A 13,202-nucleotide genomic window follows, 5' to 3' on the forward strand; every position below is an offset into this window, starting at 1 on the left:
ATATGGTTTTATAAAATCGTTATATGTAAGCGCTTTTACTCACTCTCATCCTGTAGGTATGTGCGTTTTCTCTCGTTTTAAAAACCTTTCAATGCTTGCAATGCCTCGTAAATCGGTGTCCCTGAAGATTGGCGAAGGTATGGGATGTTATCTCGTACCACTTCTGTCATTTGCGTTTGCACGCGCTTCAGTGCCTTTTTCACGATCGTTTCTCGTTTCGTTTCTTCTCGTTCTTCCACGCCATACATCACTCCATCGCGTGTCCGAATGAGTAACGTATCTTTTATCGCGACGATCGCTCGCAACATCGCTTCAATCCCTGCATCCCTCCAACTTCGACCGTTTTTACTTCGTTTCGCAAACACATGCATCGTTCCTTCCGCACTCCCCATCGCCCTCATGTTTGTCGTGTCAATCCCTTTTTCCTTCAACCATACGCGATAGTCACGTAAACATCCTGGTATCTCCTCGATTCGACGAACAAGCGCCTCGAGTTGCTTTTCCTTCTCCTCATGTTCTAACGTACCGATGGCACTTGTGAGTTCTCGTAACACACCTTCTTCATCCCATGATGCTAACTTCTTTCGAATCACCCGATATCTCGCATGACCTCGGAACAATTGACGAATCTCTCTTGCCACATGGAACCGATCAAGCTGAAAGTACCCCCTGTCCCCGAAATATTCTCGACACGCTGTAATCCATGGGGCTCCATCTCCATTGATGACCACCCAATCCTCAAACGGATCATAGCTGTATTCCTTCATCAGAAAATTCTCTACAGCTTCCCAAATCGGTTCATTCGTTTGATGAACCATATACCGTCGATTCACTAAGGATACGCGTTTCCCGTTTTTCTCCCATCCTTGGTGAATCGTGATGATCTTTTCTTCTTTTCCTTTGATGCGGCTTCGTTGACGTTTCACGTACAACCCGTCTGCTTCGATAAAAAACACGCGCCCTTTTTTCTCCATCGCACGGTGCCCTTCCACCTCTGCCTCGATGATGGACTGGCGAATCGTTTCGTGACTCATACATGCATACCCCACCAGCTTTTCAAGCGACTGCGCAGCCTGTCGATACGAAGAACCCGTCACGGCGAGATGAATCGCTGTCTCCTCTAATAGCGGACTCACTCCATGCGCCCCATCGAACTGAAGAAAGACATCGAGTAAAGACGTATACACCTTTTTTTCACGGTCAAAGTAGTAGTTTCGCTTCACTTCCACCTCTCCAAATAGCGTTTGGAGTCGGATCGTCCGCTTATCTTTGAGCGCATATCGTTTCTTGTCCCGCTGTTCTGCCAATGTGCGGTCGATCTCCTCCAACACCTGTTGAAGGAGATGACCATATTGTTTTTGCATATGTCTAAATAAAGACTGTTCGATCTCTTTTAATGTCAAGCCGTTTGTGATATAATCCTGCATGGGCTCCACTCCTTTCTTTGGTTGTATTTTTTTCTCACTTACTACCTTACCAGGAGGAGAGCCCGTTTTTCATCTATTTTGCTTACATATCTGACAGGTTCCTTATTATACCAAATCAGGAACCTGTCTTTTTTTCTCCCACAAACATTTTACTCATACTCGCCATCTAATCGAACGAGAATGACGTCGGCACCAACTTTCACAATATCGCGCCACGGAATGATCATTTCATCCGCCCGTCCAAATAAACCGAGCACTTTTCCCGTACCGATAATGATGATAGCTTCAATTTGACCGGTCGTTAAATTAATATCGATATCTCCAATATTTCCAAGCCGTTTGCCGTTTGCGACATTGACGACGTCTTTTTGTTGGAGTTCAGAAATTTTCACCATGTTCCCCCGCTCCTTTTCTTCTTTCTATCTCCTATATGTATGCGTAAATCGAAGGTTGTAGTCATGTCGAAAGCATAGAAAAACCCCCAGCTGTGTGGGGGATGTTACCATTGAATATTTTTATTCATTTGTTTAATGGCCGCTTTTTCTAAACGAGATACTTGCGCTTGCGAAATGCCGATTTCTTCGGCCACTTCCATTTGTGTCTTCCCTTGAAAAAATCGTTTGCGAATAATCATTTTTTCGCGCTCATTTAGCCGACGTAGCCCTTCTTTCAGCGCAATTTCCTCAATCCAATTTATATCGCGGTTTTTCTCGTCGCTCAGCTGGTCCATCACATAAATCGGGTCGCCGCCATCGTTGTAAATCGGTTCAAATAAGGAAACGGGATCTTGAATCGCATCCAATGCAAACACAATTTCTTCGTGTGGGACGTCTAAGATTTTTGCAATTTCTTCTGCTGTCGGTTCTTTCGCTGTTTCGCCCATCATTTTTTCGCGCACTTGTAGCGCTTTGTATGCAATATCGCGCAGCGAGCGGGACACGCGAATCGGGTTATTGTCACGTAAATATCGGCGAATTTCACCAATAATCATCGGTACAGCATACGTTGAAAATTTCACGTTTTGACTTAAATCAAAATTATCAATCGATTTCATAAGTCCGATGCAGCCGACTTGAAACAAATCGTCGACATATTCACCACGATTGTTAAATCGCTGAATGACGCTTAATACGAGCCGTAAATTCCCGTTGATTAATTTTTCGCGTGCCGATATGTCACCGGCTTGCATTTGTCGGAATAGTTCACGCATTTCTTCGTCTTTCAGTACGGGAAGTTTCGATGTATCAACGCCGCAAATTTCAACTTTGTTTCTTGCCATGTCTTTCCCTCCTTGCAGGAGATGCTGTCAGCTTTCAGTATCTCCTTTGAAGGGAAAAATATGCATTACATCATTTTGTTAAATTCTTTTCGCAATCGTTTAATAATTCGCTTTTCTAAACGGGAAATGTACGATTGAGAAATACCTAACAAGTCCGCGACATCTTTTTGTGTTTTTTCTTCTCCACCACTTAGCCCGAAGCGAAGTTCCATAATTTGTTTCTCGCGTTCACTTAATTGATCGAGCGCACGAAATAATAAGTTTCGGTCAATATTTGCTTCTAAATCTTTCGTAATGACGTCATCTTCTGTGCCTAATACGTCCGACAACAGCAGTTCGTTGCCGTCCCAGTCGATGTTTAACGGTTCATCAAACGATACTTCTGAACGTACTTTATTGTTGCGTCGTAAATACATTAAAATTTCATTTTCAATGCAGCGCGATGCATATGTAGCGAGTTTAATTTTCTTCTCCGGGTTAAACGTATTGACTGCTTTAATTAATCCGATCGTACCAATGCTAATTAAATCTTCAATGTTAATGCCGGTATTTTCAAATTTTCGGGCGATGTAGACGACGAGGCGAAGATTTCGCTCAATAAGGAGCGAACGCGCTGTTTCATCCCCAGAAGGAAGTTTTTTTAATAACATTTCTTCTTCCTCTTTTGTGAGTGGCGGTGGCAATGCCTCGCTTCCACCAATGTAATAAATTTCGTCCGCTTTGAGCCCTAATTTTTTTAATAGTTTGTACCATACATATGTGAGGCGTAATTTGAATAACTTCATAAAAACCTCCTTCTATTTCAGCACGAACGGCCGTATGATAATAATAATTACGAAGCTTGCGACATAACCATATGCGGATGAACGATGCAGTTGTACTCCCCGTCAGCTGAAAGCGATGACGGATAAAAGCCAACAAGCACTTTTTTGACAGATATCCACTGTTTTCCGTCCAACCATTGTACGTCGTCTGGTTTCATCGCCACTAACAGCTGTTGCTCGACGCCAACGGCACGGTACGGGACGAAACGTATCCGGCTCACCCATTCGTTCGGGATGTCATCTGTGTACGTACGTTTTTGAATCATTTGTAAAACAGCTTGAGGGAAAATATGTGCGAACGGTTGCAATTCGACGATCATAACCGGTGTGTTTGTGAATGGGTCGCACAACTGGTTTCCGCTGTCGACTAATCCTTTTAAACATACCGTTTGTCCAAAACATGTGACACGCACATCGATGACGTGTTCAAACCGCAATTTTTTTTCGCGAATCGTTCCCATTTGCACTTTTGATAACATCCATAAAATTGGAAACATGATGACGATAAACAACCAGCTAATCGAAGTTGAATGCGTGAGCCAACCCGATGAATAAGGCGTGATTTCACTTTGCAACAAAAAGTGAAAGGCAACCATCCCTCCCCCCATCATAAACGTGGCAAAATAAAAAGCGAGCACGTTTTCCACAAAAAAGCGGAAGCGATGGAAACCAAAACAAATCCACACGATGAAAAAAGAGATGACAAGTTTCGTTACGAAATGAGATGTCATATAAGCAAAAGGAGTGAAAACAAGCAAGACGAGCAACGAACCGAATAATGCTGCAAGCATAAGCCGCCATAAACGAATGCGACGCTTTAACATAATTGCCGCAAGCCATAGCAACATCGCATCAAAACAAAAATTTAATAACCATACGAGATCGGCATAAATCAGCGGCATCCCCTCCTTACAACATCTTGAAACTAGTATATAGCACTTCCAATAGAAAAGTGTGTCAAACGATGACGTCATTTCCTCGGAGATTTTGTCATATGATGATGGAAATAAAAAAACGCCCACACGTAGTGAGCGTTTTTTTAACGGCGACGGTTGCGATTGCGTAAAAAGGCAGGGATGTCGAGCGGATCCTCGACTTGTTGACTGCGCGTTGGCGAGTAGTCAACCGGCTCTTCTTTTTTCTCGCGTTTGACGCCAACGTTCGGTTTGACAACCGCTTGTCGTGTTGCTTTTGCTTGGTTCATTTCTTCGTTAAATCCTGTCGCGATGACAGTCACAACAATTTCGTCTTTTAAGTTTTCGTTAATGACCGAACCGAAAATCATATTGACGTCTTGGTCGGCAGCTGATGCGACGATGTCAGCTGCTTCTTGCACTTCGTATAAGCTTAAGTTCGTGCCGCCTGTAATGTTCATTAATACGCCTTGGGCACCGTCGATCGATGTTTCTAATAGCGGGCTCGAGATCGCCTTTTTCGCCGCTTCTGCCGCGCGATTTTCGCCCGTCGCTACGCCAATTCCCATCAAAGCTGAACCTTTATTTGACATAATCGTTTTCACATCGGCAAAATCTAAGTTAATTAATCCCGGTACGGCAATTAAGTCAGAGATGCCTTGTACCCCTTGACGAAGCACGTTGTCTGCTTCGCGGAACGCTTCTAACATCGGCGTATTTTTATCAACAATTTCTAATAGACGATCGTTCGGAATGACGATGAGCGTATCAACGGCTTCTTTCATCGCCGCAATGCCGCTTGCCGCTTGCATCGCGCGCTTTCTTCCTTCGAATGTGAACGGCCGCGTGACGACGCCGACTGTGAGCGCACCTAAATCGCGCGCGATTTGTGCAATGACCGGAGCCGCGCCAGTTCCTGTTCCTCCGCCCATGCCGGCTGTGACGAATACCATATCGGCTCCTTTGAGCGCTTCTTCAATTTGTTCTTTACTTTCTTCTGCTGCTTTTTTTCCTACTTCTGGATTTGCCCCTGCACCTAATCCACGTGTCAATTTCGCGCCAATTTGTAGCTTAATTGAAGCCTTTGATAAGTTTAACGCTTGAGCATCTGTATTGACCGCAATAAATTCAACACCTTGTACTCCGTGTTCAATCATGCGATTGACAGCGTTATTTCCGCCGCCACCGACACCAATTACTTTAATTGTCGCTAACTGATCAACAGTCGTGTCAAACTCCAACATGATAATCCTCCTAGCCATTCAAATTGTCATTCAAAAAAGTATCCGAAAAATTTCTTGACTTTATGTCCTAAATGTTCTTCTTTTTGTTTTGGTTTTGCTGGCGCTTTATGCACCTTCTTCTCCGGTTGGAAATCGTCTGTCGCGCTAGAAGAAAGAACAGGAACGTTTCTTCCTTGCAACTTCGCGTTTTTATAGGCGAATTGAATTAAACCGACACCGTTTGTATATTGTGGATCACGAACACCAATATAATCCGGCATCGCCACGCGAACAGTATGTTCAAAAATCGCTTCGGCAAGTTCTAATACGCCCGGCATATTGACTGTCCCACCTGTTAACACGTATCCGCCAGGCAAATCGCGAAATCCACGTCTACGAATTTCAGCTTGCGCCATTTGCAAAATTTCTTCGACACGCGCTTCGATTATATCCGCAATTTCCAATTGACTAAACTGTTGCTGTTGGTCGGTGCCAATGATCGGAACGCTAAATACTTCTTCATCCGAAGCGAGGTCGTAAAAAGCATGTCCATGCTTAAGTTTAATGCGTTCTGCATCTTCTGTCGACGTACGCATGCCGATCGATAAATCTTTTGTAATATGTTCACCACCGATCGGAAGTACGGTCGTTGCTTGTAAAAAGCCTTGTTCAAACACAGCGACCGTCGTTGAACCACCACCGATATCAATAAGTGCCACACCTAAATTTTTTTCATCTTTCGATAACGCAATCGAGGCGGCAGCCAGCGGTTGAAGGCACACATCAAGCACATCTAACCCCGCTCGTTCGACACAGCGAAGCACGTTATGTAAAGCGGTTTTCGATGCAGTAATCATCGTTCCTTCCATTTCCAATCGGACACCTAACATACCGCGCGGGTCGTTAATGCCATCAAGGCCGTCAACGATAAACTGTTTCGGAATGACGTCAATAATTTCGCGCTCTGGTGGAATGGAGACGACTTGTGCCGCTTCAATGACGCGTGTGACGTCTTCAGTTGTAATTTCTTTATTTTCGCTTGATACAGCGACAATCCCGTTGCACGGTTGAAGTTGAATGTGGTTGCCGTTTACTCCGACAATGGCGCCTTTAATCGTTACACCGACCATCCGTTCCGCTTGTTCAACCGCTCGTTTAATGGATTGTACCGTTTCATCTATATCAATAATAGAGCCTTTTTTTAGCCCTTGCGACTTCACATTGCCGACACCGATAATGTTTAACTGATCGTTAATCATTTCGCCAATGATAACTTTTACACTAGACGTACCGATGTCAAGACTAACATAAAAATCGTTGCTGTTCATTCTGGTGGCACCTCCTTTACAAAATGAACGTTACTATGTATATCAACACTATATTCCACATTCGAACAGCATTCCCTTTTTTTATAAACGATTTTTTTGGCGGCTTTCTAACCATTTCGTTAGCAAAATTCGGCGGATGACAGCGATGTTTTGAAACAGGCGCACACCGAACGCAAATACAGCTGCTAAATACAAGTCTACACCAAGATGCACACCGAGAAAAGCTAAACTTGTTGCTAAAATAATATTAAAAAAAAATCCGGATACAAACACGTGCTCATCGTAAATATTTTGCAAATGTGCGCGAATACCACCTATGAGCGTATCAAACGCTGCGAGCACCGCGATCGATAAGTAGTTGGCATATTCGCTCGAAATGCGCCAATCCGTCAACAAGCCGAGCAATATCCCGATAATTAAACCGAGCAATGGAAGCCACATGATGTTCACCTCCTATCATCTTCGACTGCTTCCATTTGTTTGACGCGCACTGCTCCATCGTACGGAGGAATGACGACACGCTGTTGCGGTTCTGAAATCGTAAGAAGCAAATTTTCAAGGGCAAAGTCATCAGCAATCGTTGAAGCTTTTAGCCGGTTGTACATTTTTTCGGCGTCCGCCGCAATGACTTTAATTTCAAATGGGAAAGAGCGAAGCGGATACGAATCGACTTTCGTCACACCGTTAATGTCGCGAATGACCGTCGTGTTGACGATGCGTTGGTCGGCAATCGATACGTATTGAGCGCCATACATGTTTAATTCATTAAGGAGTCGGCGAAGCAACTCTGCCGACACCGTATCGCTAATCGGGCCGACGTACGATTCATCATACATTTGTTCGACATAAAGCACCACACCTTCCCCGACAACTTCCGTTAACCCAGCTTCTTTTTTTAGTTCTTCTACCGTTTGGCGAAGAATCGCTCCTTTGCTTTCTGAACGTTGCTGTTCGTATTTTTCTAACGTTTCTTCATATTTTCGTATTTCGTTTAATAGTTGTTTATGTAGCTCTTGTTCTTTTTTTAAATCTTGTCTAATTTCCCATATGTCACGTGTATCGCGCACGTCTGGCTCGTTGTTCGTTCGGAATTGGACAGCTAACATAAAGCCAATAATGAGCGACACAAGCGTGAAATGCCATATCGTTTTTTTCGTCAACATCGGTCCTCCTCTATTTTTGCATCAACGGTTCCATTGTAATTTCCAATTTTTCCGTAATGTCAACAATAATATGGTCGCTCGTCAGCTGGTCTTTCACCCCACCAGCAATCGTTAACGCCGAAATAAGTACGTTTGGATCGCCGATCGCTTGAATAACGAACGGGGCTGGATGTTGTATCCCGTCGATTTCAATGACCGGACCATTGCACAAAATATACGATCGGTGCGATAATCGCTGTCCGTTAATCGATATTGCAGACGCCCCTGCAATCAGTAGTTCATTGACGACTTGAAACACATGTTGTTCATGGACGATGTAGTTTGTGGCGTTCGCTTCTGAAGGAATGTATGAAGCATCAGATAGCGTCACTTCGACCCCTTTTCCTTTCACTTTCACTTTGCCAAGATACATGCGCAACCGTTCTGCATCTTCAGCGAGGTTAAAATAAATTTGTTCTTCGCTTGCTAATTGTTTTTCCATTTCGCGTACGCGTTGTTGTTTTTTAAACAATTCAGCTTGCAACTTTTTGTTTTGCTCTTGTTGTTCAATGAGCTGTTGACGATATTCATATTCTTTATTCCATTGACGTTCAAGCTGGCGATTGGTCGTCTCTTTTTTCGTTATCTGATAAGAAAAGGCCAACATAAAGCCTAAAACTAAACAAACGAACGACAAAATGACGTGGCTACCGTTCATTTTCATCGTCTTTGTCATCCCCTTCATCCGCTTTGTACGGTTTGAAATATGCGCTCATCTCTAAATGAAGAACGCCTTTTACCCCCGGTTGTAACTGACTAACGATCGAAGGATAATGCACAATTTTTTTCGCAAAACGATCGATTGTAGCACTCACTTCGATGCCGTCATTCATATAGACAGTAATATGCCTTTCGTCCGATGCGTTTGGGGTATAATGAATTTCTGAGATAAGGTTTAAAATCGAATTTGGCGTATTCGCCAATTGGGCAGCCATGTCTTGAATAGCCTCTCCTTCTTTCCATCCGACTAAAATCGGAGCATCGCTCGGAATCACTTGTTTCGCATACGTCAACACTTTTCCGTTATCTAAAATCGGCAAAAAGGAATGCTTGTCCAAAATGTAAGCGATGCGCTTTCGCTCGACGATCACGATGTCAATACGATTCGGAATTCGTTTTTTTACACTGACGTCTTTCACTTCTGGATGTTGTTTCACTCGCTGTTCGACCTCGTCTTTTTTTACTTTCCAAAAGCTCGTTTGTTTCGTTATACCGCTTAATTGGATGATCTGTTGCGAAGCGATATGATGATTTCCTTCGACGTGGATGACTGCGACGTTGCTAAGTGGCGACTGGGCATAAACAACGCCTAATAAAAGCATAAAAAATAAAGCGATATATGCAACAAGTAAGCGATTAGCACGCTGTCGTCGCTGCTCCTTTAATTTTGGTACACGTTCTTCAAGAACAACAACTTTTCCTTTTTCTTTTCCCATTCACTCCACCCCGGTCGATGGACCAAATCAAAATAACAAGAAAACTAACGGCGCATGTCAGCCACCGTTAGTTCATCATCTCCATTTCTATTATAGCATAATATAGAAAAATTAGGATGGGGAAAATGTATTACTTCCGCCCAACAATTTCAACTTCTGTTTGCAACGACACGCCATATAAGTCGTGAATCGTCTTTTTCACATAATCGATGAGTTCGAGCACGTCGTTTGCTGTTGCTCCGCCTGCGTTGACAATAAAGTTCGCATGCTGTTCAGATATTTTCGCCCCGCCGATTGTATATCCTTTTAACCCTGCTTGTTCAATTAACTGCCCAGCGTATTGCGGAAGCGGATTGCGGAAAATGCTTCCCGCACACGGGTAGTTCCACGGTTGCGTCTCGCGGCGGTAATCTTTATTTTTTTGCATCGCTGCGACAATTTCATCACGGTTTCCTTTTTTCATTTCAAGCGTTGCTGCAATGCAAATTCCTTTGCGCTTTTTTTGTAAAACGGATGTGCGATACGAAAACTCCATCTCTTCATTCGTTAACCATTCAATCGTTCCGTCTTCAAATAAAATTTGTGCTTTTTTTACGATGCGCGACATATCCGATCCGTGAGCACCAGCGTTCATATACACCGCTCCGCCAACTGTGCCCGGAATGCCTCCTGCAAACTCCAACCCAGACAATCCTTGCTTACTAATGACCGTCGCTAGTTTAATGAGCGAATATCCCCCGCCGACTGTCACTTCAGTATCATGAATGTATAAATCATCTAATCCTTCGCCAAGTTTAACGACGACCCCTTCAATGCCTCCGTCTCGCACAAGTAAGTTGGAGCCGCGACCGATCGCACGCCAAGGCACATTATATTTTCGTACGATTTCTATCGTCTTTTTTAAACCATCTATATGTTTCGGTTCCACAAACAAATCAGCAGGCCCACCGATTTTAATCGTTGTATGACTAGCCATGCGTTCGTTTTCTTTTACTGTTCCCACGTTAGCTTGCAGGAGCTCTTCACGTAGTTTTTCCAATGGTCTACCTCCTCTACCTCTTTCCTATATCGTATGCAACTTGTCAACTACCCAACGACTAAAGCCGTGGGCTTGCAACTCCCCAGAAGTGCAAGCGGATGTTATCCTCCTTCCTTCACTTGGGGTTGCATCAGGGCAGGTTGACAACTACCCAACGACGCAGGTCATGCCTGTGTCGTTCCTTCAACGATGTACTCGATTCCTTTTCGTTGAAGGTTCATCGCACCAACTCGGTCATCGTTTGAGGTATATCCGCATGTTCGACAACAAAACGTGTGCGTTTTCTTATTTCGGTTTGCTTTCTCTGTATGTCCGCATTTTGGACATGTTTGGGATGTGTATGTTGGGTCTACCACAATCACTTTGGCTCGGTGTTTGTGTGCTTTGTACTCGATTTTTTGTCTTAAATCATAAAACGCCCAAGATACCATTTCATACCGATGGTTAACGGACACTTTTTCTGTTCTTTGGCGAACACCTGTTAAATCCTCTAACACAAACAGCGTGTTCTTACCATAACGCTCAACGAGTGCCTTACTGATGCAATGGTTGACATCTTGCATCCAACGGTTTTCTCGTTGACCGATTTTCTTTAATCTTCTACGAGCAGACGGAGTTTGCTTTTTTTGTAGTTGTCTGCGGAGTTGTTTATACTTTGCTCGTTTGTGTTTGATGTGTCTACCTTTGAAAAATAACGTCTGTCCGTTTGAATCATAAACAGTCGCAAGAAAATTTACACCCATATCTACGCCAACCACTTGGCAAATGTGATGAAGGTTTGCTTCTTCCATTTCTTTGGATACAGGGATATGGAGAAACCACTTTTGATGTTTATTCACTAACTTTGCTGTTCCAAACGTCCATGTTCCGTCGAAATACGTTTCAAGTTCTTTCGTTTGAAAAGGAACTTTGATTCGTCCTTCTAACGTATTGATGGAAAACAACCCTTTGGTTAGGCTGTAATCTCGATTAAAAACGAGGTCTATTTGCGGTTTTTTAAACGCAATCTGACAACGCTTATGTTCATTGGTTTGGTTGGTTTTATATTTTGCAATCACCGTTTTTAACACAGACTGTGCCATTTGAGATTTTAAGCCAAATGTAGAGCGAAGTTTGCGGTACGTCATCTTGTGAAGTTTGGCTTGCACAAGGGTGTTTTCTTTGTATATCACTTCCGACACCGCATTGCACGCATCACGATATGCTTGCATCGTTTTTTGAAGAAGTTGTTCTTGTTCAGATGTCGGTAAAATTTTAATTTTTGCTGTTAAAGTCAATTTCATGTCCTCACCACCTTTCACTAATTTTATTTTATATTTTTTTAGCGAAAAATAAATAAAAAACGCATTCCTCCCCATGCTTGAAAGCAGGGGTTTCCTGCGTGATTAATCATGAAATCATCTCCACCATGACGCGATATAAACGCTCTGCCGCGTCACGAATGCCTAATTGAAACGCTGCTTCTTTCATATTTTTCAACGTTTGTTCGTCTAACAATATGCGGTCGATATCATCAAGCAAGCGCCCGCCTGTCAATTCGCTTTCTAAACGAACGATCGCTGCTCCCTTTTTTTCAAGCGCCCGCGCATTTTTTTCTTGGTGATTATTTGTCACATACGGGCTCGGAATTAAAATGCTTGGAATGCCGAGCGCTGTAATTTCTGCGAGTGTCGTTGCGCCTGCACGAGCGACGATGACATCGACCCCTGCCAATACTTCCGGCATGTTGTGAATAAACGGACGGATGATGACGTTTGAAGGATTGCCGACATCGTTTACCGCCTTTATTACTTTATCATAATGAACGTCACCTGTAACATATAAACATTGATACGGCTTTTGTTCAACTTCATGCAGCACCTGCAAAAACGCCTCATTGATCGGACGTGCACCGCGACTACCACCGACAATGAGCACCGTTTTTTTCTTCTCATCTAATCCGAGCGACCGTCTCGCTTCTCGTCCGTCTTTTCCTACGACTTCTGAAGCGCGCGGGTTTCCTGTTAACACCACTTTTTCTTGTGGGAAATATTGTTTTGTTTCTTCAAAACAAATGGCCACTTTATCGGCATAACGGCTTAAAAAAGTATTCGTCAGCCCCGGAATGCTGTTTTGTTCATGAATGATCGTTGGAATACCTAGTTTAGCTGCCGCATATACGACAGGTCCGCACACGTATCCCCCTGTGCCGAGCACAACGTCCGGTTTGTATTGTTTCAACAGTTTTTTGCATGCGCGCACACTTTTTATAAAACGTACGATCGTTTTGACGTTTTCAAATGAAAGACTACGTTTCAATCCGCTAATGTCGATCGCATGAAACGGGATGTTTTCTCTTGGAACGATCGTGCTTTCTAACCCTTTTTTTGTCCCGATATATAATACATCGACGTTCGGATGTTGTTTTTTCACTTCATGAATAAACGAAAGCGCAGGATAAATATGACCTCCTGTTCCGCCACCACTTACTACAATTTTCATCGTTTTTCCCCCTCATCAAAAGTAACAGAAGAAGCTGACTTCCGGGAAG

General features: G+C 43.4%; 14 protein-coding genes. All 14 read right to left on the reverse strand.

Annotation, left to right across the window (positions count from 1 at the left end; translation table 11 throughout):
* Positions 1-77: 77 nt before the first annotated feature.
* The gene (locus NSQ23_RS09630; protein ID WP_075039588.1) at positions 78-1,427 is read right to left on the reverse strand and encodes an ISLre2 family transposase; all 1,350 of its coding nucleotides are present in this window, start codon (positions 1,425-1,427) and stop codon (positions 78-80) included.
* Between the two features lie 149 nt (positions 1,428-1,576).
* The gene (locus NSQ23_RS09635; RefSeq protein WP_339170456.1) at positions 1,577-1,822 is read right to left on the reverse strand and encodes a YlmC/YmxH family sporulation protein; all 246 of its coding nucleotides are present in this window, start codon (positions 1,820-1,822) and stop codon (positions 1,577-1,579) included.
* Positions 1,823-1,926: 104 nt separating this feature from the next.
* Entirely contained in the window at positions 1,927-2,706 is a 780-nt protein-coding gene (sigG, locus tag NSQ23_RS09640; RefSeq protein WP_339170458.1) for an RNA polymerase sporulation sigma factor SigG, read from the reverse strand.
* Between the two features lie 65 nt (positions 2,707-2,771).
* Positions 2,772-3,491, reverse strand: a complete 720-nt coding sequence (gene sigE, locus NSQ23_RS09645; protein ID WP_339170460.1) for an RNA polymerase sporulation sigma factor SigE — start codon at positions 3,489-3,491, stop codon at positions 2,772-2,774.
* 47 nt (positions 3,492-3,538) lie between these two features.
* Positions 3,539-4,432, reverse strand: a complete 894-nt coding sequence (gene spoIIGA / locus NSQ23_RS09650; protein WP_339170462.1) for a sigma-E processing peptidase SpoIIGA — start codon at positions 4,430-4,432, stop codon at positions 3,539-3,541.
* A gap of 137 nt (positions 4,433-4,569) precedes the next feature.
* Complete coding sequence (ftsZ, locus tag NSQ23_RS09655; RefSeq protein ID WP_339170465.1) at positions 4,570-5,688, reverse strand: cell division protein FtsZ; 1,119 nt, start codon at positions 5,686-5,688, stop codon at positions 4,570-4,572.
* A 26-nt stretch (positions 5,689-5,714) separates the two neighbouring features.
* Positions 5,715-6,995, reverse strand: a complete 1,281-nt coding sequence (gene ftsA, locus NSQ23_RS09660) for a cell division protein FtsA (RefSeq protein ID WP_004891200.1) — start codon at positions 6,993-6,995, stop codon at positions 5,715-5,717.
* An 81-nt stretch (positions 6,996-7,076) separates the two neighbouring features.
* Complete coding sequence (locus tag NSQ23_RS09665) at positions 7,077-7,436, reverse strand: small basic family protein (RefSeq protein ID WP_339170468.1); 360 nt, start codon at positions 7,434-7,436, stop codon at positions 7,077-7,079.
* A 5-nt stretch (positions 7,437-7,441) separates the two neighbouring features.
* Positions 7,442-8,158 carry a DUF881 domain-containing protein gene (locus NSQ23_RS09670; protein ID WP_339170470.1) on the reverse strand — a complete coding sequence of 239 codons (717 nt, stop codon included), beginning with the start codon at positions 8,156-8,158 and terminating at the stop codon, positions 7,442-7,444.
* 10 nt (positions 8,159-8,168) lie between these two features.
* Positions 8,169-8,861, reverse strand: coding sequence for a DUF881 domain-containing protein (locus NSQ23_RS09675; RefSeq protein WP_004891204.1), 693 nt, complete (start codon positions 8,859-8,861; stop codon positions 8,169-8,171).
* On the reverse strand, positions 8,845-9,633 hold the full coding sequence (locus NSQ23_RS09680; protein WP_339170472.1) for a cell division protein FtsQ/DivIB: 789 nt from the start codon (positions 9,631-9,633) through the stop codon (positions 8,845-8,847). The genes NSQ23_RS09675 and NSQ23_RS09680 overlap by 17 nt, the downstream gene beginning before the upstream one ends.
* Positions 9,634-9,763: 130 nt before the next feature.
* Positions 9,764-10,672, reverse strand: a complete 909-nt coding sequence (gene murB, locus NSQ23_RS09685; protein WP_339170474.1) for a UDP-N-acetylmuramate dehydrogenase — start codon at positions 10,670-10,672, stop codon at positions 9,764-9,766.
* 164 nt (positions 10,673-10,836) lie between these two features.
* Positions 10,837-11,955 (reverse strand): RNA-guided endonuclease TnpB family protein, encoded by a 1,119-nt coding sequence (locus NSQ23_RS09690; RefSeq protein ID WP_064220628.1) that lies wholly within the window; start codon positions 11,953-11,955, stop codon positions 10,837-10,839.
* Between the two features lie 106 nt (positions 11,956-12,061).
* Positions 12,062-13,153 (reverse strand): undecaprenyldiphospho-muramoylpentapeptide beta-N-acetylglucosaminyltransferase, encoded by a 1,092-nt coding sequence (gene murG, locus NSQ23_RS09695; protein WP_004891210.1) that lies wholly within the window; start codon positions 13,151-13,153, stop codon positions 12,062-12,064.
* Between the last annotated feature and the right edge of the window lie 49 nt (positions 13,154-13,202).

The sequence above is a fragment of the Anoxybacillus sp. FSL W8-1294 genome, from assembly GCF_037965005.1.
Taxonomy (GTDB): domain Bacteria; phylum Bacillota; class Bacilli; order Bacillales; family Anoxybacillaceae; genus Anoxybacillus; species Anoxybacillus flavithermus_G.